Here is a 22,635-nt window from a genome sequence, read left to right as displayed (position 1 = left end):
GCCCGTCCGGGGCGCCCCGGTGAGACGCACGCCACAGCACGTCGCGGTGATCGGCGCGGGCTTCGCGGGCCTCGCGGCGGCGCTGCGGCTGGCGCGCGCCGGGGCGCGGGTGACGGTGCTCGACGCACTCGACGGTCCCGGTGGGAAGGCGGCGCTGGGCTTCCCGGAGTTCTCCAGCGGCCCGACGGTCGTGACCATGCCGCAGGTGTTCCGGGCGCTGCACGCCCGCCTGGACCTGCCCCTGCCCACGCTGTCGGCCGCTCGGCCCACCACCACGTACCACGCGCCGGGCGGGCGGCTGTTCGCGCCCGAGGCGCTGCACGTGGCGGGCAGCCTGGACGCCACGCTGGCGCAGCTGTCCCGCGCCGAGGGCCGGCGCTACGGGGCGCTGCTGGCCTCGTCGCGGCGCATGTACCTGGACGCGCAGGACACCTTCCTGTTCGCGCCGCCGCCCGGCCCGGCCCGGCTGGCCCGTTACGCCCTGACGCGGGGCCGCCGGGCCGCGCCGCTCGTGCCGCTGCGGCGACTGGTGCGCTCGGGGCCGTTCATGACGCCGTTCTGGCTGCGCTTCGCCACGTACCTGGGTGCCGACCCGTACCGCGCGCCGGCCGTGCTGCACAACATCGCGTGGGTGGAACTCGGGTACGGCGTGTGGCACCTGCGCGGCGGCCTGCTGGATCTCGCGCGGACGCTGCACGCGCAGGCGGTGGCGCTGGGCGTGCGCTTCGAGTTCGGCACGCGCGTCACCAGCCTCAGCACGCACGGCGGTCAGGTGCTGGGCGCCCACACCAGCCAGGGGGCCTTCGCGGCGGACGCCTGGGTCAGCGCCGCCGACCGCGCCCTCACGCTCTCCTGGCTGGGCGAGAGCGAGAAACCCACCCCGCGCGGCGTGAGCGGCTTCGCGCTGCAACTGCGCCTCTCGGAGGACCGGGGGCAGGCGCACCACATCCACTGGCCCGCCGAGTACGCCCGCGAATGGCAGGACATCCGCGCCGGCCGCCTGCCGCGCGACCCGACGCTGTACCTGCACCTGGACGGCACGCGCGCCTTCCTGCTCGTGAACGCCCCACCGGACCCGGGCCTGACGGACGACCCGCGCGAGTACGGCGCGTGGCTCCTGGCGCGACTCCAGGAGCGGCTGCGCGCCACTGACGGCGGCCCGCTGCCCGTGCAGGAATGGCGCGCCCTGTCGCCCGCCGAGTACGCCCGCACCGCCAAGGCCGGCGCGCTGTACGGCCGCGCCCCACACGGCCTGAGCGGCAGCCTGCGCCCCGGCTGGACGCTGCCGCACGCCCGGAACCTCGCGCAGGTGGGCGGCACCGTCCACCCCGGCGGCGGCGTGCCCCTGAGCATCCTCAGCGGCTGGAACGGCGCCGGACAACTGCTGGGCCTGCCCTTCGACGACCTCGACGGCCGTCAGGTGCCCCACGGGACGGAGGTGTGGCCATCCGGAGTCTGAGCTCGCTGCCTGAACCGCCGACCCGTCCGGGGAACGGGCACCTTCAGGACTGGGCTCTGAGTCCTCTGCCGCTGATCGGGGAGGGGGCGGCGCGGGCGCGCTCGGCGGGCGTGGACGTGTTCCGGTTGCGGCTGGGCCTGCCGGCGGTGGTGGGGGTGGGGGCGGCGTGGAACCGGGCGGTGCTGACGGACCTGGGAACGTTCCGGAGTGCGGGGAGCCTGTCGCGGATCGTGCCGTACCTGTCGGGTGGGGTGATCCTGTCGGACGCGCCGGGGCACGGGGGGCGGCGCTCGCTGATGAATCCGGGGTTCGGGCGGGCGCACCTGCTGGCGTTGCAGGCGCGGACGCGGGCGGCGCTGCCGGGCGTGCCGGACGGGGAGTTCGATGCGCTGGCCTGGGCGGACGGCGCGGTGCTGAGCCTGCTGAACGCCGCGTACTTCAGCGGGGAGTTCGACGCTGGGCTGCTGCACGCGTTCCTGGCGCCGCTGCGCCGCCCGTTCCCGGTGCCGGCGGTTCCGCGTCCGCTGCTGTTCGCGCGGGTGGACGCCGAGCTGCGCCGCCTCGCGCACGTGCGCCTGACCGGGCGGGGCCACGATGACCTGCTGGCGGTGCTGGCCCCGCTGCCGGGCGGGCTGGAGGAGGCGCGGGTGTCGCTGGCCGCCGCGCACGACACGACCACGCACGCGCTGGCGTACGCGATCTGGTTCCTGGCGCAGCATCCGCAGTGGCACGCGCCCGAGCATCACGCGGCGGTCCTGAAGGAAGTGCTGCGCCTGTTCCCGCCGGGCTGGATGGGCAGCCGCCGCCTGGGCCGCGACCTCGACTGGAACGGGGTGAGGTTGCCGCGCGGGGCGCTGGCGCTGTACTCGCCGTACCTGTCGGGCCGCGACCCGGCGGTGTGGGACCGCCCGGACGGGTTCGATCCGGGCCGCTGGGCGGGCAGACCCCCGGCGTGGGCGTACCTGCCGTTCGGGGGCGGCGAGCGGCTGTGCCTGGGCATGCACCTCGCGCAGATGCTGATTCACGACACGCTGGCGGCGCTGCCTTCCCTGCGGGCCGTGCGGGGCGACCCCACGCCGCTGCCGGGCCTGACCCTCGGGCCGCGCGGGCCGCTGGTGGTGACCCCCGGTCCGCGTTAATCTGCCGGGAATGACCGCGCCCGAGTCCGCTTCGCTGCTGCCGCCCGATGCGGCCCCACCTGTGCAGGACACCGGCCCGGTGCGGGACCGCTCGGTGTTGCCGGACGTGCTGCGCGGCCTGAGCCTGCTGGGCATCCTGATCGTGAACATGCAGGATTTCGCGGGGCTGCTGGAGTGGCGGCAGGTGGGCGTGGACCGCGCCGCGCAGGTCGTGACGGACGTGCTGGCGAACGGGCGGTTCATCTCGATCTTCGCGATGCTGTTCGGGTGGGGTGCGGCGGGCATCCTGGCACGGCGCGGGGTGGGGGTGTTCCTGCGGCGGCACGCGGCGCTGCTGGTCGTGGGGGCGCTGCATTACGTGCTGGTGTGGCACGGGGACATCATCAGCAACTACGCGACGCTGGCGCTGGCGCTGCTGCTCGTGGCGCACATGACGGTGCGGGCGTTGCTGCGACTGGCGGGCGTGCTGGGCGTGTGGTGGCTGGGGCTGGGGCTGCTGGCGGCGCTGGGCAGCGCCTCGCAGACCGCCCCGCGCTTCACGTCGCTGCCGGGGTTGCTGCCCACCTACGCCGCGAACGTGCAGGAGCGCGCCGCGGAGTTCTGGCCGCTGCTGTGGGAGGGCAACCTGTTCAACGGGCCGTGGCTGCTGGCGCTGTTCTTTCTGGGCGCGGCGGCCGCGAAGACCAGTCTGCTGACCCGCCCGGACGCTCACCGGCCGCTGCTGCGGCGGCTGGCGCTGGGGGGACTGGGGGTGGGGCTGCCGCTGGGGGCGCTGCTGGCGTACCTGAATACCCGCCCGGATTACGCGGCGGGCACGCTGGCGTTGCCGGTCCGCATGGCGGGCGGACTGGCGGGCGCGCTGGGGTACGTGGGCGTGCTGGGTCTGCTGGCCGCGTCGGGTCGGCTGGGCGCGTGGCGGATGTTCGCGGCGAGCGGGCGGATGGCCATGACGAACTACCTCACCCAGAGCGTGGTCATGACGCTGATCTTCTACCCGTACGGACTGCACCAGGGGTTCGGGTGGGTGTCGGACGCCACGGCGGCCGGGGCGGGCGAGGCGTTCCCGTACAGCGGTGAGTTCGCGGCGTGGGGCGCGGCGCAGACGCTGGCGCTGGCGCTGCTCGTGGGGCTGGCGCAGCTGCCGCTGAGCGCGTGGTGGCTGGCGCGCTTCGGGCGGGGGCCGGTGGAGTCGCTGGTGCGCCGGGTGGCGTACGGGGCTCCGGCCCGGCAGAATCGGGCGCATGACTGATCCGGGAAGACCGCTGCGGGTGCTGGCGCTGTGCCTGGGGAACATCTGCCGCAGCCCGGTGGCCGAGGCGCTGCTGCGGCGTGAACTGGCGGCGGCGGGCGTGACGGCCGTGGTGGACAGTGCCGGGACCGGCGACTGGCACGTGGGGAGGGCGGCGGATCCGCGCAGCCGCGAGGTGGCGGCCCGCCACGGCCTGAGTCTGAACGGCCGGGCGCGGCAGCTGTCGGCGGCGGATTTCTATGAGCAGGACGTGATCCTGGCGATGGACGCCGCGAACCTCGCGGACGCGCGCCGCCTGGCCCCGCCGGACGCGCACACCCGCCTGCAGCTGATGCGGGACTTCGATCCGCTCGCGCCGGGCGCGGACGTGCCGGACCCGTACTACGGCGGCGCGCAGGGGTTCGAGGAGATGTACGACATGCTGGAACGCAGCGCCCGCACCTTCGCGGCCCGCGCGGCCGGGCAGTCCGTGGGAAAATCGTGAGGGGGCCGCGCTAGACTGCGGGGTATGGATAACCGCACGAACCTCGACGACTACCTCGCGGGGCTGGGCATCAGCGACGCCGACGAGAGCGAGCTGCCGCCGCCCGCTCCGGACGCCACCCTGAGCGCCGCGCCTGCGCCCGAGACGCCCGAGGACCCGAGGTCCGCCCTGGAAGCCTTCCTGCGCGGCCTGCTGACCCGCATCGACCCGGACCTGCAGGTGAGCGTCACGCAGGCCGACGACGCGCTGGAAGCCGAGATCACCGGCGAGAACGCCGCGAAACTCGCCGGGCGGGACGGCCGGACGCTGGGCGCGATCGAGGTGCTGGCGTACACCGTGCTGGCCAAGCAGGAGGGCCGCGGGAACCTGCGCGTGCGGGTGGACATCGGCGGGTACCGCAAGCGGCAGGCCGAGGCGCTGTCCAGGCTGGCCGAGCGGCTGGCCGTGCAGGTCGCCAAGAGCGGCGAGCCGCACGAGTTGCAGCCCATGCCGGCCTCCGAACGGCGCGTGATTCACATTGCCCTGAAGGAACACCCGGACGTGATGAGCGAGTCCATCGGGGAGGGCAACGCCCGGCGGTTGATCATCAAGCCCCGCCACGGGTAAGGGCGTGCAGCTGCGTGACCTGTTACGGCAGGGCGCGGCGCGGCTGGGCAGCGCGGGCGTTCCCTCCCCGGAGGTGGACGCCCGCGAACTGCTGCTGAGCGCCCTGCACCTGACGCCCACGGCGCTGCTGACCCGCGCGCACGAACCGGTCGGCGCGGACGGTCAGGCGCGGTACGCGGCGCTGCTGGACCGCCGGGCGGCGCGGGAGCCGCTGCAACACATCCTGGGTGAGGTCGAGTGGGGCGGCGTGCGGCTCCGCTGCGACCCGCGCGCGCTGGTGCCCCGCCCGGAAACCGAGTGGCTGCTGCACCTGCTGCTGCCGGGCGTGCAGTCCAGGCCCCGGCCGCGCGTGCTGGACGTGGGCACCGGCACGGGCGCGCTGGCGCTGGGCGTGAAGGCCGCCTGCCCCGGCGCGGCCGTGACCGCCACGGACCTCAGCCCAGGCGCGCTGGCCCTGGCGCGCGAGAACGCCGCCCTGAACGGCCTGGACGTCACGTGGGTGCAGGCGGACCTGCTGTCGGGCGTGCCCGGCCCGTTCGACCTGATCGTCAGCAACCCCCCGTACCTGCCGGACGGGGACCGCGCGCACGCCGCCCCGGAAGTGCAGCGCGACCCGCAACTGGCGCTGTACTCCGGCCCGGACGGCCTGACCCTGGCCCGGAGGCTGGCCGCACAGGCCCCGGCCGCCCTGGCAGCGGGCGGGGAGTTGTGGCTGGAACTCGACCCGCGCAACGCCGCCACGCTGGCCGCCGAGCTGCGCACGGACGGCTGGGAGGCGCAGCTGCACGCCGACCTGACCGGCCGGGAACGCTTCGTGCAGGCGCGGCGGGCCGGGGGGCCGGGCTAGCCTCCGCCCGCTGCGGTCTGCTCCCGCTCCAGTCGTTTCCGGGCCAGGGCAGCGCGCACGGCGTTCAGTCGTTCGCCGTGCAGCGGGTACAGGGCCAGCAGCGCGACGGCCAGCAGCGCGCCCGCGATGGGCGGCGCGGTCATGAAGAAGCGGAAGCCCCCGGCGACCGCGTCGGGCTGCGTGGTCAGGGTGGGGTCGTAGCCGCTGGCGCGCGTGACGGCCCCGAAGGCCTGCGCGGTCAGTGCGGCGCTCAGGGTGGTGATGAAGCCGGACATGCCGTAGTACAGGCCCTCGCGGCGCTCGCCGGTGCGGAGTTCGTCCTCGTCGATCACGTCGCCCAGGATCACGTCGCCCATCAGGATCATGCCGGAGAGCGCCACTCCGAACAGCACGGTCGAGACGAGCGCGCCGGCCAGCGTGCTGACCAGCGCCAGCGGAATCAGTGCGGCGGCGCCCAGCGCGAAGGCCAGCATCAGCGTGCCGCGTGCGCCCAGGCGGGGGGTCACGAAGGTCCGCCAGGGCCACAGGGCCGCGCCCGCCGTGACGAACGCCGCGGCCAGCAGCAGGGTGGTGGCGGCGCCGCCCGTCTCGCCCAGGCTGTGGCGCACGTAGAAGCCCATCCCGGTCGCGAGCGTGCCCGTGCAGAAGAACCGCATGGTCTGCGCGGCCACGACGGTCAGGAACGCCGGATTGCGGAACGTGACGCCCGCCGCCCGGAAGAACCCCAGGCCCGGCGCGGCGGCGCCCGGACGCTCGAACAGGCTGCCCAGCCCGGACAGGATCGCGGCGGCGGCCAGCGCGGCCAGCAGGGTCGCCGTGACGCCCCACCCGAGCAGCCCGGCCAGCAGGGGCGGCAGCGCCAGCCCGATCAGCAGGCCCACGACCTGCACGGCGTTCATGCGCCACGCGACGTCCGTGCGTTCCTGAAAGGTGCGGAACATCTCGGGCAGCAGCGCCAGGTAGCCGGTGCCGACCGCCGTGTTGAAGGTCTCCCAGAGTGTCCAGACGACCACGAAGTACACCAGCAGCGCGACCGGGCTGCTCACGCCGTCGAACGGCGCCCAGAACAGCAGCGCGAACAGGATCAGGGCCGGCAGGAACCCGAAACGCACGAACGGAATGCGGCGGCCCCAGCGTGAGCGGGTCCGGTCACTCAGGAACCCGATGACCGGGTTGTTCACGGCGTTGTACACGGCGAAGCCGGTCAGGGCGGTCGCGGCCCAGGCGGGGTCCATGCGGCGGTCGTCCACGTAGTACAGCAGCAGGAAACTCACCGTCTGCGCCGGGATGGTCAGCCCGAAATTCATGACCGCGTACCGCCAGCGCTGCGACGAGGTGGTGTCCGGCGCGGGGGTGAGGACGCTCACGGCAGGACCCCGCCGATCAGGGCGCGCAGGGCGCGGTAGGACGTGACCTTCACGCCGCTGCGTTCGATCATGCCGGGCAGGCGCGGGTCCATGAACGCCGCGTGGTTCGCCACCCGGCCCTCCCAGTCGCTGGCGACGGCCCGCAGTTCCGGCGTGTCCCGCGCGGGGTGCAGGATGAAGTGCGTTAGGCCCGGCGGGAGGCTGCCGAGCAGGTCCTCGATCAGCGGCACCTGATCCCCGCCCGAGTGCAGCGGCAGCATCACGAGGTGATCCACCAGCGGCAGTTCCCGCGCTTCCAGCGTCTGCGTGAACTGCGCCGCCTGCGCCGCGTCCCGCGCGTCGAGGCCGTGCGAGCGCCACCCGGCGGCGTCCAGGCGTGGGAACATGGGGACCGCGCCGTGCCGCAGGGCGAGGTCCACGCAGTCCTTCAGGAACCGGGGGTGCGCGACGGCGCCCATGTGGGCGTCCACGTGCGAGACCTCGATGCCCAGGTCCAGCGCCCGCCGGATCTGCGCGTCCATCTCGGCGCGCACGGCGGCCGGCATGCCGTGCAGGCGGGCCGCCTCGACGGTGGCGTGCAGGTAGCCCTGCGCGTCCAGCAGGCCCGTGGCGGGGTCGCGGGTGCTGAGCGCCGCCCAGCGGTACGTGCGCCACTCGCTGGTCAGGGTCAGGTGCACGCCCAGGTCCGCGTCCGGGAACTCACGGGCGACCTCGGCGGCGGCCGGCGCCCACGCGCAGGTCGTCATGACCGACGCCGAGGACAGCGTGCCCGCCCCGAACAGGTCCAGGCAGGCACTCACGGTCGCCTGACACATGCCCAGGTCGTCCGCATGAAAGATCACCACGCGGTCGTCCGGCGCGTACCCCAGCGCGGCCAGCGCCGGGTTCGGGGAGGGGGGGGTCGGCGGGGTCATTCACGGCCTCCTTGTCACGCAGGGGAAGTCAGGCAGGGTGGGGGCGGCGCCGCTTTCCGCAGAACCGGGGCGGCAGGGCGGGGCCGTGGCACGCCCCAGGGGCAGGGAACACCGTCAGCATGCCACGCCCGGTCCCGTCCTGCCCACCACGCGCCCTGAACAGGACAGCGGAAGCCCGCCACGCGCACGGGGCGCGGGCGGGCTTCAGGCTTCAGGCGGGCTTGGGGTGGACTGCGCTCTACCGGACTGCGGTCTGTTCCGCCCTCCACCCGCCCGTGTACCGGGTTGTTATCGGAACGGACGGAACCCGCTTCTGCTCCTCTGCGGCGCAGCCCTCCGAGTCCGCCCGGGTTGAGTGGCTTAGCAGGCCGTTCAACCGGAGTCCGTATCAGTCGTCGGCGGCCGGGGCGGGCGCGGGTTTCTCCGGGTTCTCGATGAATTCGGTCGGGTCGTACAGGTCGAAGCCGATCTCCTTCTCGTAATCCTGGATCTTCACGTGCAGGCGCCTGACGTCGCCCTCCACGGCGCCGTAGTCGAAGGTGTCCCAGATGGCGGTCGTCTTGAAGTTCCCGCCGTCGAAGTCCGGGACCTCACGGGTCTTGCGGATGCCTTCTTCCAGGGCCTTGCGGCTCTCGATGCCCATGTTGCGGAACGCGACCTGCATCACGTCCCGCTGGAAGTCGCGGGGGCCGTAGATGCCGGCGCGGTACACCGTCTCGTAGAAGTGCTCCCAGTTGGGCACCAGGGTCGCGGCGGGCATGCTGAACTGCCCGATGACGTTCCGGATGGCGTTCAGGGTGCGTTCCGGGTAGTAGTACAGGTACATGCGCACGCCTTCCAGGAAGAAGTTGTAGTGCGCGGCCTCGTCCACGGCGATGGTCTGCGCGACCTTCGCGAGGACCGGGTCGCTCACGCCTTTCAGGTGCGGTTTCTCGCTCTTGCCCTGCGCGATCTTCATCATGTTCAGGTAGTTCAGCTGCGTGGCGCGCTCCTGGAACACGGTGTACACGAGGTTGTGGATGGCGTCCGGGAACGGCAGTTCCCAGGTCTGGGATTTCAGGCGGTCCTTGTACTCCTCGATCCACTTGGGGCTGCGCTGGCCGCTGAACAGCACGGCGTTCTCCCAGGCGTCCGCGTGTTTTTCTTCCTCGCTGCCCCAGCGCATCTGGAAGTGCGAGCGGCCGTGGCTGCGGCGCACGAGGTGAATGAGGTTGCTCGTGAAGTCCGGCGCGTACTGCTCGACCGCGAAGAACCCTTCGAGGACGGTGATCAGTTCTTTGGGGAGGTTCTGGTTCAGGGCGCGCCAGTCGAAGGAGCGGTCCGGGTTCCAGTTGCGGGTTTCCTGACTGCGGGCGGTGTACCAGCGGTACAGGCCCAGGAAGCCGCGTTCGATCAGGCGGTCCTTCTCGGCGTTGCTCAGCAGCCCGGCGGGGGTGCGCGGGCGGTCGTTCAGCATGTTGGGGGGCATTACGTCAGCCATTGGGAATTCCTCCTCGGGGCCGTCCCGGCTGGGGTGCGGGCAGGGCGTGAACGGTGCAGACGCCGGGGACGGTACCCACCCAGGGTAGGCCCGCGCGGCCGGGGGGAGCGCGAAGCGGGACGCGGTTCAAGACGCCCGCCGCGTGGGGTCCGCTCAGGTGCCCCGCGCGGGCCGGGCAGGGCCGCTACACTGCTGGGCATGAGCCTTGTGGGACAGCCTGCGCCGGACTTCACCCTGCCCGCCTCGACCGGCGAGCAGATCACCCTGAGCAGTTACCGCGGCCACAGCGCCGTGGTGCTGGTGTTCTACCCGCTGGATTTCAGTCCCGTGTGCTCCATGCAGCTGCCGGAGTACTCGGGCCGCCAGGATGATTTCGCGGACGCCGGGGCGGTCGTGCTGGGCGTGAACCGCGACTCCGTGCACGCCCACAAGGCCTGGGCGGCCGAGTACGGCATCGAGGTGCCGCTGCTGGCCGACATGAAACTCGACGTGGCCCGCGCGTACGGGGTGGCCATCGACGACCGGGGCATCAGCGGCCGGGCCGTGTTCCTGATCGACCGCTCCGGCGTGGTGCGCTACCAGCACGTCGAGGAGAAGACCGGCGACTACACCGTGCGGCCCGAGGCTGTGCTGGCCAAGATCCGCGAACTCTGATGGCCCCGGTCGTCCTGAGTTTCATCAACCTCAAGGGCGGCGTGGCGAAAACCACGGCGACCGTGCAACTGGCCGACACGCTGGCGTTCATGAAGCACAAGCGCGTGCTGGTCATCGACCTGGACCCTCAGACGAACGCCACCCTGGCCCTGATCGGCGAGGAACGCTGGGCGAGGGCCGACGAGGACGGGCAGACGCTCGCGCAGCTGTTCCTGGACCTGCTGCGCGGCGACGGCACCTTCACGTTCGACGCCACGCGCGCCATCGTGCGCGGGGCCAGCAACCTCAACCGCGTGCCGCCCGAGGTGATGGACCAGTTACCAGAAGGCACCCGCTACGGCCGCGTGGACCTGCTGCCCTCCTCCATCCGGTTGATCGACGTGCAGGACCGCATGCAGGACATCGCGGGCCGCACGCACTACTCGACCGGCCCGATGGAAGTCGTGAAGAAATTCGTCGCGCCGCACTTCGACGCGTACGACTACGTCCTGATCGACTGCCCGCCCAACCTGGGCTTCGTCACGCAGAACGGCCTGGAAATCAGCGACCACTACCTGATCCCCACCATCCCCGACCGCCTGAGCACCTACGGCATCCCGCAGATCGCCGGGCGCATCGCCGAGATCCGCCGCGCCCGCAACCTGCGCCTGAACTGCCTGGGCGTCCTGATCACCAAGTACCAGAGCCAGAGCAGCCAGCACCGCCAGGGCCTGCAACGCCTCCCCGAGGACCTGCAACGCGCCTTCACCGGCACCGGCGAGGGCACCCCCCCGATCCTGACGACCGTGCTGCCCCAGACGAACGCCAGCGCCGAGGCCATGACCTTCGAACGCAAACCCGGCAACTACCGCGAGAAGTACGGCGGCGGCGTGGTCGCCGGGCAGGGCGCGTACAAGTACGGCCTGGACCTCGCCGACGAGATCGAGGACCTGCTGGCCAGCCGCCCACACCCTGCCCTCCCCTACCAGGACTGGCCGCCGCAGGACTGAGCGGCCGGCCCAGGCGAGGGGCGACCTACAGTGCCAGCGGGTCCACCAGCAGCGCCGAGTCCGCCTCGAACGCCTCGGCGTAGCGCACGCGGGCCAGGGTGCCCCAGTACGTCAGGCGGGCGCGGCGGCGCTCCACGATCTCCGGCGTGACCGTCTCCGAGATGGCGGCCCCCGAGAACTGACTCTCATGCGCCAGGATCGCCGCCTCCCAGGTGTCCTGCACGGCCTCCACGTCGACCAGCACGTTCGGGGTGATGTCCGCGTTCCCCTGGTACAGCAGCACCCGCCCCACCCGGTGCGGCTCTCCCGCCAGGTCCGCCTTCGCCAGCTGCGCCAGATGCACCGCCCGCTTGCTCAGGTGGTACGTCCCGAAGTGATCCGGGTGCCGGTCGTGGTGGTGCGGGACGACCAGCACGCGGGGCCGCACCGCGCGCAGCACCGACGCCAGTGCGTGCGCGCCGTCCAGCGTGTCCCGCAGTTCGCCGTCCGGGAGGCCCAGCTGCCCGCGCCACGTCAGGGCCATGATCGCCGCCGCGCGGGCGCACTCGGCCACGCGCACGTCCGGCGTGCCCTGCGTGCCCCGCTCGCCCCGCGACAGTTCCAGAATGCCCACCGCGCGCCCCGCGCGGGCCAGCCGGATCAGGGTGCCGCCCGCGCCGATCTCCGCGTCGTCCGGGTGCGGCGCGAGGCACAGCCAGTCCAGTGGCCCCGCCACGCCATGAATCGTCTCGAACGCCTCCGGGGTTCCTGCGGTCACCATGCCCGCCAGCATAGAGCTGCCACCGAGGCCCGCACCCGGCGCCTTGACACTCCCCGGCGCACTCCATATACTTTTTGAGCTTCCGCGTGGAGCAGCTCAATTCGTACCCGCCAGTGTAGCTCAGGGGTAGAGCAACTGATTCGTAATCAGTAGGTCGTCGGTTCAAATCCGACCTCTGGCCCCAAAGGAAAGCCCCCGCCGCGTGCGGGGGTTGTTCGGTGTGGGGGCTGTGTTGACAGGTTTCCGGCGCTGGTTGGTGTGCGGTGTACGCTTATTCGCATGACGAATGACGCGGCGACAGGTGGCGGGCAGGGCCCGGTGGCGGATATCGGTGTGATCGGGCTGGCGGTGATGGGTGAGAACCTGATTCTGAACATGGCGAGCCGGGGGTTCACGGTCGCGGCGTTCAACCGGACGGTCAGCAAGGTGACGGCGTTCACGGGGGGCCGCGCGGCCGGGAGGTCCATCGTGGGGGCGGGGTCGCTGGAGGAACTGGTGGGGCAACTGAAGGCTCCGCGCAAGGTGATGCTGATGGTGAAGGCGGGCGCGGCGGTCGACGAGTTCATCGGGCACCTGCGGCCGCTGCTGAGCCCCGGCGACATCATCATCGACGGGGGGAACAGTCACCCGGCGGATTCGACGCGCCGCACGCGGGAACTCGCGGCGGACGGGCTGCTGTTCGTGGGGACGGGCGTGTCGGGCGGTGAGGAGGGTGCGCTGACCGGGCCGAGCATCATGCCGGGCGGGAATCCGGAGGCGTGGGAGGCGGTCAGGCCGATCTTCCAGGGCATCGCGGCGAGGGTGGCCGACGGCGCGCCCTGCTGCGACTGGGTGGGGCCGGAGGGCGCGGGGCATTTCGTGAAGATGGTGCATAACGGCATCGAGTACGCCGACATGCAGATGATCGCGGAGGCGTATCAGTTGCTGCGTGACGGCGCGGGTCTGAGCGCCCCGGAGGCGGGCGCGGTGTTCGCCCGCTGGAATGAGGGCGAGCTGAACAGTTACCTGATCGAGATCACGGCCGACATCCTGACCAAGACGGATGACCTGACCGGGCAGCCGCTGGTGGACGTGATTCTGGACGCCGCCGGGCAGAAAGGCACGGGTAAGTGGACGTCGGTGGCGGCGCTGGATGCCGGCAGTCCGGCCGCGACGATCACGGAGGCCGTGTACGCCCGCGCCATGAGCGCCCTGAAGGCCGAGCGTGTGGCGGCCAGCCGCGTGCTGGGCGGCCCGACCTTCGCGGCGCCCGCCGACCGGGAGGCGTTCATCGAGGGCGTGCGGCAGGCGCTGTACGCCAGCAAGATCGCCGCGTACGCGCAGGGCTTCCAGCTGCTGCAGCTGAGTGCGCGGGACGCCGGGTGGACGCTGGATTACGGGCAGATCGCGCAGATGTGGCGGGGCGGGTGCATCATCCGCGCGGCGTTCCTGGACCGCATCAAGGAGGCGTTCGACGCGCAGCCGGACCTGCCGAACCTGCTGCTGGCCCCGTACTTCCGGGACGCCGTGCAGGGCGCGCAGGCGGCGTGGCGCGGGACGGTCGCGGCGGCCGTGGTGGGGGGCGTGCCGGTTCCGGCGTTCAGCAGCGCCCTGGCGTACTACGACGGGTACCGCGCCGAGCGGCTGCCCGCGAACCTGCTGCAGGCGCAGCGGGATTACTTCGGTGCGCACACGTACGAACGCACGGACCGTGAGCGCGGCGAGTTCTTCCACACGAACTGGACCGGGCGGGGCGGCGATACGGCCAGCAGCACGTACAACGCCTGAACGTCGGTTGTGGCGGGGGCATTGTGGGACGGGCGCTTGGTGTGCCCGCCCCCGCTGGGCTACAGTGGGGGGCTGACGGAACACCCACCCGCTCCACGCGGGACGGCCGTGTTTCAGGGAGGTTGCGAGAATGGCGGAAAAAGACATCGACAAGCTGCTGTCCATGACGGACAGCAAGTACCGACTGAGTGTGGTCACGGCCAAGCGTGCGTTGCAGCTGCGTTCCGGCGCGCCGAGCGTGCTGCCGGTCGAGCAGCGCGTGCGGCACCGGAACCTGGTGACGCAGGCGATGCGGGAACTGGCGACCGGGAAACTCACGGTCGGCACGAACCTGATCGACGAGCCGCGCTTCCAGCAGGATTACGTGCGGCAGCGTCAGGCGCAGCTTCAGGCGCAGCTGAACGCCGAACGCGAACGCGAACGCGACTGACCCCACCACAGGCAGGACAGGCAGCGCCCCGGTGTGGGCGCTGTTTGCGTTCACCGGGCGGCGCGGACGGATATGGTGGGCGGCATGTTGAGTGCGTTTGCCATCCTGCTGTGCGTCACGGCCCTGCTGGCGTTCCTGAACGAGCGGTTCCTGCATTTTCCGACCACGGTGGGCGTGACGCTGGCGGGGGCGCTGGCGAGCATCGTGCTGATCGCGCTGGACGCGCTGGGCCTGCCGGGCCTGCGCGGCTGGGCGTCGGGCGTGCTGAGCACACTGAACTTCACGGAGTTCGTCCTGAACGGCATTCTGAGTGTGCTGCTGTTCGCGGGGTCGCTGGGCCTGAACGCGCGGCAGCTGCTGCGGCAGCGGGGCAGCATCCTGACGCTGGCGTTCCTGAGTACCCTGATCAGCACCTTCCTGATCGGGTTCGCGGCGTACGGGGTGTTCGCGCTGGTGGGCCTGAACGTGTCCCTGATGTGGTCGCTGCTGTTCGGCGCGCTGATCAGCCCGACCGACCCGGTGGCGGTGCTGGACCTGCTCAAGCGCGCGAAGGTGCCGGTGAAGATCGAGACGCTGATCGCCGGGGAGAGTCTGTTCAACGACGGGGTGGGCGTCGTGATCTTCCTGGCGCTGGCGAGTGCTGCCGGGATCGGCGGGCACGCCGGGGACGTCAGCGCCGGGAGCGTGCTGGGTCTGTTCGCGCGCGAGGCGCTGGGCGGCCTGCTGTTCGGGGCGCTGCTGGGCGGCCTGGGGTACGTGATGCTGCGCAGCATCCGGGAGCACGCCGTGGAGGTCCTGATCACGCTGGCCCTCGTGATCGGCGGGTACGTCGCGGCGGCCGCGCTGGGCATCAGCGGGCCGCTGGCGATGGTCGTGGCGGGCCTGCTGATCTCCGCCTGGAAGGAGGACGTGTTCACCGACAGCACGCGCGAGCACGTCGAGGGCTTCTGGGAGACGATCGATCAGGTGCTGAACATCGTGCTGTTCGCGTTCATCGGGCTGGACGTCCTGCTGACCGAGACGACGGGCGCGCAGCTGCTGGCGAGCGCCCTGCTGATCGGCGTGGCGCTCGCGGCCCGCTGGATCAGCGTGGCCATTCCGTTCTCGCTGGTGCGGGCGCGCGAGGGGTACGGGGCGTACACGGTGCGGCTGCTCACGTGGGGCGGGCTGCGCGGCGGGATTGCCATCAGCCTCGCGCTGGGCCTGCCGGACAGCCCGTACCGGACGCACGTGGTGACCGCCACGTACGCCGTCGTGCTGTTCACGATCGCCGTGCAGGGCCTGACGATCATGCCCATCGTGCGCCGCGCCGTGGAAGCCTCACCGGACGAGGGTTGATACGGACTGCCGTTTGTTTCGCCAACAATCCGGAACTTCACCGGATTGCCGGCTCCGCGTCCGGAACCCGTTTTTCTTCCACTCGCTTCGCTCGGATTGAACGGGCTTTACAGCCCATTCAATCGGAGTCCGTATGAGGGTCAAAGTCGATGGTTGATGGATCGGGGCAATCCCCAGTCCATCAACCATCGACTTTTGACCCTCGACTTATTTCTCGACGAGGTACGCGGTTTCGATCACGTCGGCCGTGCCGGCGCGGCCGGGCTCGATGCGGGTCAGGCGGTCGAGGACGTCGAGGCCCTCGATGACGCGGCCGAACACGGTGTGGCGACCGTCGAGGTGGGGGGTGCTGGTGAAGGTGATGAAGAACTGGCTGCCGTTGGTGTTCGGGCCGCGGTTGGCCATGCTCAGGACGCCCTTGCCCTGGTGGCGGTGCGGGTTGGGTTCATCCTCGAAGTCGTAGCCGGGGCCGCCCGCGCCGGTGCCGGTGGGGTCACCGGCCTGCGCCATGAAGCCGTCGATGACGCGGTGGAATTTGATGCCGTCGTAGTAGTGGTGGCGCAGCAGGTACGCGAAGGAGTTCACGGTGACGGGCGCGTCGTCGGCGTGCAGTTCGACGACCAGGCGGCCCTTGCTGGTTTCCAGCACGGCGCGGTAGGCCTTGCCGGGCTCGATGCCGTCCCCGAGTTCCGGGGCGGCGTTGAAGCTGGTGCGGCGCTCGGCGCTGAGTTCCGGGCTGGGCGTGAAACCGTCTGCCTGATAGAGATCGCTCATGGGGCACAGTCTAACCGGGCGGGGGCCGGGACCGCATGTTCCGGGACAATTCCGGGCGGGGACGGACGCTACAGTCGGGGCGTATGCGTTCCCTGGTGCTTATTGGTCATGGGTCTCACCTGAACGGTGAGTCGGCGGTCGCGGTGTACCGGTACGCGGAACTGATCCGCGAGCGTCACCTGTTCGACGAGGTGATCGAGGGGTACTGGAAGGAGGAACCGTCGCTGCGGCAGGTGCTGAAGACGACCGCCAGCACGGACGTGACGGTCATTCCGATGTTCATCAGCGAGGGGTACTTCACGGAGACCGTGATTCCGCGCGAGATGGGCCTGGGCCACCAGGGGCCGGTGCCGCCCGAGGGCGTGGCCCGCGTGATCGGCGGCCGGACCGTGCGCTACACCCTGCCGTACGGCGTACACCCCAGCATGACCGACGTGATCCTGGCCCGCGCGCGCGAGGTCCTGCCGGACGCCAGCCCGGAGGACACGGCGCTGATCGTGCTGGGGCACGGCACGACCCGCAACGAGAACAGCAACAAGGTCGTGTACCAGAACGCCGAGCGCATCCGCGAGGCGGGGCTGTTCGCCGAGGTGCAGGCCCTGTTCCTGGATGAGGACCCCAAGGTGGGCACCTGGCCGGACACGGTGCGCTCGCCGCGCGTGGTGGTCGTGCCGTTCTTCGCCAGCGAGGGCTGGCACACCCTGGAGACCATCCCGGAGGACATGGGCCTGACCGGGACCGTCACGGACTTCCCGGAGAACCCGCACGGGCACCAGCGGGTGTACTACGCCAGACCGGTCGGGACGCACGCGGCCGTCGCGGACGTGATCCTGCACCTCGCCGAGGAGGCGCGCGGGGCGGGCGGGCCGGGCGGGGACACCGAGCGCGGGCACGAGGCGGCGTGGCAGGCGTTCCTGAAGGGTGCGCGCGCGGGCCTGCGGGTCGGGGAGGTGCTGGTCACGCCGGAGCTGGGCGTGTTCGAGCTGCGCAACGCCCTGGACGAGGGCCGCCCCGGCGCGGAACTGACCACGCTGGTCACGCCGGAGGGCGTGCGGGATCAGGTGCGTTTCACGGACGGCGGCGAGCACCGGCCCGTGCACACGCTGCGGAACCTGCCGCGCGGGTGGCGGGCGGTGCTCAGCGAGGCGGACCTGCGCCGCGCCATGCATTACGTGTACCCGGCGGTGATCGAGGAGACGTACGCGCACGACTGCCACGCGCTGCGGCCCACGCCCTGGGCGACCACGGCGCGGCGGCAGACCGGCATCTACGCCAAGGTGCAGAAGGCGACGCCGGCGCAGGTGGAGCACGTGGCGCAGGACGTGTGCAGCGGGTGCCTGCGCACGCGCCTGTGGGCGGGGCACAAGCTCACGCAGTCGTTCCTGAACGGCGTGCCGGGCGGCATTCCCTGCGCGGAGGCCTGCACGTTCGTGGTGGCCGAGGTCCGCGAGGAAGTCAGCGGCAAGCGTGGGGGCGGGCACTCGCACAGCCACTGAGCGGCGCGGTCTGCCCCGTCGTGGGCGGCGTTCGTCCGAGTCCTCTGAACACCCCCGGCGCTCCGGCGCGCGGGGGTGTTACGCTGTCAGGCGGTGATCAGCCCTCCCGCGTGGGGGGTGGATTGCACTTCCCTTTTCTTCCACCCGCGTCCTGTGAGACGCCCCGCCCCGGCCGCGCGCCGTGAAACAAGGGCGGTAAGTCCGTCCGAGAGACGGCGATGGAGGCTTCACATGTTCAGCACCGCGACATTCCAGCGTCGCCCCGCCTGCCGGGGGACGCTTTTCCTACATTCCGGGGACACGCCCGCCCAGGCCGCCCCCACCCCCCTGGAGGACGCATGACCGCAAGCCGAGGCGAACTGAAGTACGAAGGTAAGGCCAAGCGTGTGTACGCCACCGCGAACCCGCACGAGTACGTCGTGGAGTACAAGGACGACGCCACGGCCTTCAACGGCGTGAAGAAAGCCCAGATCATGGGGAAGGGCGCGATCAACAACGCGATCACCGCGCACCTGTTCCCGCAGCTGGAGGCGGCGGGGGTGCCCACGCACTTCATCGAGCTGCTCTCGCCGACCGAGCAGCGCGTGCGGGCCGTGACGATCATCCCGGTGGAGGTCATCGTGCGCAACGTCGCCGCCGGGTCGTTCAGCAAACGTCTGGGCGTCGAGGAAGGCACCACCCTGTCCCGCCCGGTCGTGGAGTACTGCTACAAGAGCGACGCGCTGGGCGACCCCCTGATCAACACGGACACCGCCGTCGCGCTCGGCTGGGCCACCCCCGAGCAGCTGAGCCGCATCCGTGAACTGGCGCTGAACGTGCAGGCGTTCCTCGTGCCGTACTTCGCGGCGCGCGGCGTGCGCCTCATCGACTTCAAACTGGAATTCGGCACGCTCGCGGACGGCACGGTCGTCCTGGCCGACGAGATCAGCCCCGACACCTGCCGCTTCTGGGACGCCACCACCAACGAGAAGATGGACAAGGACCGCTTCCGCCGCGACCTCGGCGGCGTGGAAGACGCCTACGCCGAGATGCTCCGGCGCGTGACCGCACCGGGCGCGAATGGCTGAAGGCCGATGGCCGACCGCCACGACCCACCTGCGCCAGCCCTCCTGACCATCCGCCATCCGCCTCTTGCCATCTGCCCTCCGAAGGAGCCCCCCCATGTCCACGTTTAAAGCGAAAGTGTTCGTGACCCTGAAGCCCAGCATTCTCGACCCGCAGGGGCGCACCGTGGAGCGGGCGCTGTCTCACCTGGATCACGGGAACGTGGGTGGGGTGCGCGTCGGGAAGTACATCGAACTGACCCTCTCGGGCAGCCGCGCGGAGGTGGAGGCGCAGCTGAAGGACATCACCGAGAACGTCCTCTCGAACCCCGTGATGGAGGACGCCCGCTGGGAGCTGAGCGAGGAGCTGGTCGGGGCGTGAAGACGGCCGTCATCCAGTTTCCCGGCAGCAACTGCGACGGCGACGCGCTGCACGCCGCGCAGCTGCTCCTCGATCAGGACGCGCAGTTCGTGTGGCACACCGAGGCCGGACTCCCGCAGGGAACGGAACTGGTGTTCCTGCCCGGCGGGTTCAGTTACGGCGATCACCTGCGCAGCGGCGCGATTGCCGCGCGCAGCCCGATCATGCAGGCCGTCAAGGCGCACGCCGAACGCGGCGGGTTCGTGCTGGGCGTCTGCAACGGCTTCCAGGTGCTGACCGAGTCGGGCCTGCTGCCCGGCGCGCTCTCGCGCAACCGGGACCTGCACTTCCTGTGCCGCCCGGTGCACCTGCGGGTGGAGAACACCGGCACGGCGTTCACCGGCGCGTACACGAAGGGGCAGGTCATCGAGGTGCCCATCGCGCACGGCGAGGGCAACTACTACGCCGACCCCGAGACGGTCGCGCGGCTGGAGGGCGAGGGGCAGGTCGTGTTCCGCTACACCGACAACCCGAACGGCAGCCTGAACGACATCGCCGGGATCGTCAGCGAACGCGGGAACGTGCTCGGCATGATGCCCCACCCCGAACGGGCCGTGGAGGCCCTGCTGGGCAGCGAGGACGGGCGGGGCCTGTTCGACAGCCTGAAGGGCGCACTGGTGTCCCGGTGACCCCCCCGTCGCCGGGCGCCGTGACGGCCTACCTGGCCGAGCAGTTCCGCAGCGAACTGGAGCTGTTCCGCGCCGCGCTGGAGCAGGCGCCGGGCGACGCCTTCCACACGCCCCGGATGGGCCACAGCCCCGCTTGGCACGCCCTGCACATCGCCGAGTGGCTGCGCCTGATGGTCCTGGACGACCGCACGCCGAACTACCACCACCTCGGGTGGGAGGACAACGCCCGCGTGCAGGCGCTGGGCACCCAGCCCGCGCCCGTCGGCGAGACCGACCCGCGCGAGCGGATCCTGGCCGCGCTGGAACAGACCGGCGCGCAGGTCGTCGCGTGGCTGGAACAGGCGGACGACTCCGCACTGGACGGCGAGGTCTTCAGCGCCGCCACGCCGGGCGGCACCCGCCCCCGCCGCCTCGCCCTCGGACTGCAGCTGCGCCATATCGGCTACCACCGCGGGCAGCTGAACCTGCTGCTGAAACCGCAGGCGTGACCCGCGCCCCCTCTTTCCCACTCCCGATCCATCCCCGCCCGGGCCGCGCCCGGGTTTGCAAGGAGCTTCAATGACGCAAGCCGCCACCCTCCGCGACCGTGCGGGCACGTTTGGCCTGTCCACCGAAGAATTCGACCTGCTCGTCACGCGTATCGGCCGGGAGCCGAATGCGCTGGAGGCCGCCATCGTGGGGGCCATGTGGAGCGAGCACTGCGGGTACAAGAACAGCCGCCCGCTGTTCCGTCACTTCCCCACGACCGGGCCGCAGGTGCTGCAGGGTCCCGGTGAGAACGCGGGCGTGGTGGATATCGGGGACGGGTGGGGCGTGGCGTTCAAGATGGAGAGCCACAACCACCCCAGTGCGGTGGAGCCGGTGCAGGGCGCGGCGACGGGCGTGGGCGGCATCCTGCGCGACATCTTCGCCATGGGGGCGCGGCCGTTCGCGGTGCTGGACTCCCTGCGCTTCGGGAACCCGGACAGCCCCAGGACGCGCTTCCTGCTGAACGGCGTGGTGGAGGGCATCGCGCACTACGGCAACGCGATCGGCGTGCCGACGGTGGGCGGAGAGGTGACCTTCCACCCCAGCTACCAGGAGAACCCGCTCGTGAACGTGATGGCGCTGGGCCTGCTGCGCCACGAGGATCTGGCCAAGGGGACGATGGGTGAGGTCGGGAACACCATCGTGTACGTCGGGTCCAAGACCGGGCGGGACGGGCTGGGCGGCGCGGTGTTCGCGTCCGCCGACCTGAGCAACGCGTCTCAGGCGGACCGCCCGGCGGTGCAGGTGGGCGACCCGTTCATGGAGAAACTGCTGCTGGAGGCGACGCTGGAGGCCATCCAGGCGGGCGTCGTGGCGGGCGTGCAGGACATGGGCGCGGCCGGACTGGTGAGCAGCACCTGCGAGATGGCGTACCGCGCCGGGCTGGGCATCACCATGGACCTCGATCTGGTCCCCACCCGCGAGGACGGCATGGTCCCCATGGAACTGTGCCTGAGCGAGTCGCAGGAGCGCATGATCCTGGTGCCGGTCCCCGGCAAGGAACAGGACCTGCTGGACCTGCTCGCCAAGTGGGAACTGGACGTCGTGACCATCGGGCAGGTCGAGGCGCACACGAACTACCGCCTGACGTGGCGCGGCGAGGTCGTCTGTGACCTCCCGGTGGACCTGCTGAACGAGGCACCCAAGTACACCCGCGAGGGCATCGAATCCGACGAGATTAAAGCCAAGCGCGAGCGTGACCTGAGCGGCGTGCCCGTCCCCGGCGACCTGGGCGCGGTCCTCACTGACCTGCTGAGTCACCCCACCATTGCCAGCAAGCGCCCCATCTACCAGCGCTTCGACCATCAGGTCATGACGAACACCGTCGTCGTGCCCGGCGCCGCCGACGCCGCCGTCATGCGCGTCAAGGGCAGCCCCATGGGCGTCGCCGCGACCAGCGACTGCAACCCGCGCTTCGTGTACCTCGACCCGTACACCGGGGCCGCCGCCGCCGTCGCCGAGGCCGCCCGCAACCTCGCCTGCGTGGGCGCGACCCCGCTGGCGATCACGGACAACCTCAACTTCGGGAACCCCCACCGGCCCGAGGTGTACTACCAGCTGGAACGCGCCGTGCACGGCATCGCCGACGCCTGCCGCGCCCTGAACACCCCCGTCACCGGCGGAAACGTCAGCCTGTACAACCAGTACACCGAGGGCGACGAACGCGTCGCCATCCACCCCACCCCCACCATCGGCATGGTCGGCGTGCTGCCCGACGTCACCAAGCGCGCCACCATGAACCTCAAGGGCGAGGGCCACACCCTCTACCTGATCGGCGAGCACGCCGACACCATCGGCGCCAGCCAGTACCTCGAAACCGTCCACGGCCTCGAGGCCGGGCACGTCCCCACCCTCGACCTGACCCGCGAACAGGCCGTCATCGACGCTGCGCTGCACCTGATCCGCGCGGGCCTGACCGACACCGCGCACGACTGCGCCGAAGGCGGCCTCGCCGTCGCCCTCGCCGAGATGGCCATCGCCGGGAGCACCGGCCTGACCGTCACCCTGAACGCCCCCGCAGAAACCCGCGCCGACGCCCTGCTGTACGGCGAGGCGCACGCCCGCATCCTCATCGCCACCCCCGACGACGCAGGCACCGAAGCGGCCCTCACCGCCCAGGGCGTCCCGTACACCCGCCTCGGCACCACCGGCGGCGACACCGTCACCATTGCCCTCCCAGAGCACCACATACACTTGAGCGTGACCCTAGGCGCCCTCACCCACGCCCACACCACCCCCCTCGCGGAGATCCTGGGATGACC

22 protein-coding genes and 1 tRNA gene are annotated in these 22,635 nt (G+C 71.4%); 18 read left to right on the top strand and 5 right to left on the bottom strand.

Features of this window, described 5'->3' with window-relative positions; all coding sequences use genetic code 11:
* The first annotated feature begins 19 nt into the window (after positions 1 to 19).
* The 6 genes from ABDZ66_RS10905 to prmC are packed head-to-tail and all read left to right on the top strand — an operon-like array spanning position 20 to position 5,784.
* A complete protein-coding gene (locus tag ABDZ66_RS10905) occupies positions 20 to 1,459 on the top strand; it encodes a phytoene desaturase family protein (RefSeq protein ID WP_343758732.1) in 1,440 nt (479 codons plus the stop codon).
* Positions 1,447 to 2,598, top strand: a complete 1,152-nt coding sequence (locus ABDZ66_RS10900; protein ID WP_425544426.1) for a cytochrome P450 — start codon at positions 1,447 to 1,449, stop codon at positions 2,596 to 2,598. Before ABDZ66_RS10905 ends, ABDZ66_RS10900 begins: the two co-directional genes overlap by 13 nt.
* Positions 2,599 to 2,608: 10 nt before the next feature.
* Positions 2,609 to 3,847: a DUF418 domain-containing protein gene (locus ABDZ66_RS10895; protein ID WP_343758728.1), complete on the top strand. Its 1,239-nt coding sequence runs from the start codon at positions 2,609 to 2,611 to the stop codon at positions 3,845 to 3,847.
* The gene (locus ABDZ66_RS10890; protein WP_343758726.1) at positions 3,840 to 4,331 is read left to right on the top strand and encodes a low molecular weight protein-tyrosine-phosphatase; all 492 of its coding nucleotides are present in this window, start codon (positions 3,840 to 3,842) and stop codon (positions 4,329 to 4,331) included. Before ABDZ66_RS10895 ends, ABDZ66_RS10890 begins: the two co-directional genes overlap by 8 nt.
* A 24-nt stretch (positions 4,332 to 4,355) precedes the next feature.
* Positions 4,356 to 4,937, top strand: coding sequence for a Jag family protein (locus tag ABDZ66_RS10885; RefSeq protein ID WP_343758724.1), 582 nt, complete (start codon positions 4,356 to 4,358; stop codon positions 4,935 to 4,937).
* A gap of 4 nt (positions 4,938 to 4,941) precedes the next feature.
* The gene (gene prmC, locus ABDZ66_RS10880; RefSeq protein ID WP_343758722.1) at positions 4,942 to 5,784 is read left to right on the top strand and encodes a peptide chain release factor N(5)-glutamine methyltransferase; all 843 of its coding nucleotides are present in this window, start codon (positions 4,942 to 4,944) and stop codon (positions 5,782 to 5,784) included.
* Here the strand turns inward: prmC and ABDZ66_RS10875 are convergent.
* The 3 genes from ABDZ66_RS10875 to ABDZ66_RS10865 form a co-directional block, all read right to left on the bottom strand.
* The gene (locus tag ABDZ66_RS10875; RefSeq protein ID WP_343758720.1) at positions 5,781 to 7,151 is read right to left on the bottom strand and encodes an MFS transporter; all 1,371 of its coding nucleotides are present in this window, start codon (positions 7,149 to 7,151) and stop codon (positions 5,781 to 5,783) included. The two genes, prmC and ABDZ66_RS10875, sit on opposite strands and share 4 nt — an antisense overlap.
* The gene (locus ABDZ66_RS10870) at positions 7,148 to 8,065 is read right to left on the bottom strand and encodes a polysaccharide deacetylase family protein (protein ID WP_343758718.1); all 918 of its coding nucleotides are present in this window, start codon (positions 8,063 to 8,065) and stop codon (positions 7,148 to 7,150) included. The genes ABDZ66_RS10875 and ABDZ66_RS10870 overlap by 4 nt, the downstream gene beginning before the upstream one ends.
* Positions 8,066 to 8,453: 388 nt before the next feature.
* The gene (locus tag ABDZ66_RS10865) at positions 8,454 to 9,545 is read right to left on the bottom strand and encodes an acyl-ACP desaturase (RefSeq protein WP_343758716.1); all 1,092 of its coding nucleotides are present in this window, start codon (positions 9,543 to 9,545) and stop codon (positions 8,454 to 8,456) included.
* 198 nt (positions 9,546 to 9,743) lie between these two features.
* On the opposite strand from ABDZ66_RS10865, the gene ABDZ66_RS10860 reads away from it, so the two are divergent.
* Positions 9,744 to 10,199 carry a peroxiredoxin gene (locus ABDZ66_RS10860; protein WP_088250382.1) on the top strand — a complete coding sequence of 152 codons (456 nt, stop codon included), beginning with the start codon at positions 9,744 to 9,746 and terminating at the stop codon, positions 10,197 to 10,199.
* Positions 10,199 to 11,188, top strand: a complete 990-nt coding sequence (locus ABDZ66_RS10855) for a ParA family protein (protein ID WP_343758713.1) — start codon at positions 10,199 to 10,201, stop codon at positions 11,186 to 11,188. The genes ABDZ66_RS10860 and ABDZ66_RS10855 overlap by 1 nt, the downstream gene beginning before the upstream one ends.
* 25 nt (positions 11,189 to 11,213) lie before the next feature.
* Here ABDZ66_RS10855 and bshB1 read toward each other — a convergent pair whose 3' ends face one another.
* Positions 11,214 to 11,948, bottom strand: coding sequence for a bacillithiol biosynthesis deacetylase BshB1 (gene bshB1, locus ABDZ66_RS10850; protein ID WP_343758711.1), 735 nt, complete (start codon positions 11,946 to 11,948; stop codon positions 11,214 to 11,216).
* Positions 11,949 to 12,057: 109 nt separating this feature from the next.
* On the opposite strand from bshB1, the gene ABDZ66_RS10845 reads away from it, so the two are divergent.
* The 4 genes from ABDZ66_RS10845 (at position 12,058) to ABDZ66_RS10830 (ending at position 15,483) form a co-directional block, all read left to right on the top strand.
* A tRNA-Thr gene (locus ABDZ66_RS10845) sits at positions 12,058 to 12,132 on the top strand.
* A gap of 95 nt (positions 12,133 to 12,227) precedes the next feature.
* On the top strand, positions 12,228 to 13,715 hold the full coding sequence (gene gnd / locus ABDZ66_RS10840) for a decarboxylating NADP(+)-dependent phosphogluconate dehydrogenase (protein ID WP_343758709.1): 1,488 nt from the start codon (positions 12,228 to 12,230) through the stop codon (positions 13,713 to 13,715).
* A gap of 130 nt (positions 13,716 to 13,845) precedes the next feature.
* On the top strand, positions 13,846 to 14,145 hold the full coding sequence (gene rpoZ / locus ABDZ66_RS10835) for a DNA-directed RNA polymerase subunit omega (protein ID WP_055363817.1): 300 nt from the start codon (positions 13,846 to 13,848) through the stop codon (positions 14,143 to 14,145).
* Positions 14,146 to 14,229: 84 nt separating this feature from the next.
* Positions 14,230 to 15,483 carry a cation:proton antiporter gene (locus ABDZ66_RS10830; protein ID WP_343758705.1) on the top strand — a complete coding sequence of 418 codons (1,254 nt, stop codon included), beginning with the start codon at positions 14,230 to 14,232 and terminating at the stop codon, positions 15,481 to 15,483.
* A gap of 207 nt (positions 15,484 to 15,690) precedes the next feature.
* Here ABDZ66_RS10830 and ABDZ66_RS10825 read toward each other — a convergent pair whose 3' ends face one another.
* Positions 15,691 to 16,257 (bottom strand): peptidylprolyl isomerase, encoded by a 567-nt coding sequence (locus ABDZ66_RS10825; protein WP_343758703.1) that lies wholly within the window; start codon positions 16,255 to 16,257, stop codon positions 15,691 to 15,693.
* Between the two features lie 35 nt (positions 16,258 to 16,292).
* Between ABDZ66_RS10825 and ABDZ66_RS10820 the strand changes: the two genes are divergently transcribed.
* The 6 genes from ABDZ66_RS10820 to purL all read left to right on the top strand — a co-directional run bounded on the left by ABDZ66_RS10820 (position 16,293) and on the right by purL (position 22,633).
* Positions 16,293 to 17,753, top strand: coding sequence for a DR2241 family protein (locus tag ABDZ66_RS10820; RefSeq protein WP_343758701.1), 1,461 nt, complete (start codon positions 16,293 to 16,295; stop codon positions 17,751 to 17,753).
* A gap of 338 nt (positions 17,754 to 18,091) precedes the next feature.
* On the top strand, positions 18,092 to 18,820 hold the full coding sequence (gene purC / locus ABDZ66_RS10815; RefSeq protein ID WP_343758699.1) for a phosphoribosylaminoimidazolesuccinocarboxamide synthase: 729 nt from the start codon (positions 18,092 to 18,094) through the stop codon (positions 18,818 to 18,820).
* Positions 18,821 to 18,914: 94 nt separating this feature from the next.
* Positions 18,915 to 19,178, top strand: a complete 264-nt coding sequence (gene purS, locus ABDZ66_RS10810) for a phosphoribosylformylglycinamidine synthase subunit PurS (protein WP_119673141.1) — start codon at positions 18,915 to 18,917, stop codon at positions 19,176 to 19,178.
* Positions 19,175 to 19,846: a phosphoribosylformylglycinamidine synthase subunit PurQ gene (gene purQ / locus ABDZ66_RS10805; RefSeq protein WP_343758694.1), complete on the top strand. Its 672-nt coding sequence runs from the start codon at positions 19,175 to 19,177 to the stop codon at positions 19,844 to 19,846. Before purS ends, purQ begins: the two co-directional genes overlap by 4 nt.
* The gene (locus ABDZ66_RS10800) at positions 19,843 to 20,334 is read left to right on the top strand and encodes a DinB family protein (RefSeq protein WP_343758692.1); all 492 of its coding nucleotides are present in this window, start codon (positions 19,843 to 19,845) and stop codon (positions 20,332 to 20,334) included. The genes purQ and ABDZ66_RS10800 overlap by 4 nt, the downstream gene beginning before the upstream one ends.
* A 70-nt stretch (positions 20,335 to 20,404) precedes the next feature.
* Positions 20,405 to 22,633 carry a phosphoribosylformylglycinamidine synthase subunit PurL gene (gene purL, locus ABDZ66_RS10795; protein ID WP_343758690.1) on the top strand — a complete coding sequence of 743 codons (2,229 nt, stop codon included), beginning with the start codon at positions 20,405 to 20,407 and terminating at the stop codon, positions 22,631 to 22,633.
* The last annotated feature ends 2 nt before the right edge of the window (positions 22,634 to 22,635 follow it).

Source organism: Deinococcus depolymerans (genome assembly GCF_039522025.1).
Classification (GTDB): Bacteria; Deinococcota; Deinococci; order Deinococcales; family Deinococcaceae; genus Deinococcus; species Deinococcus depolymerans.
The sequence above is the reverse complement of the archived record's forward strand: the minus strand, read 5'-3'. Positions and strand labels throughout refer to the sequence as shown.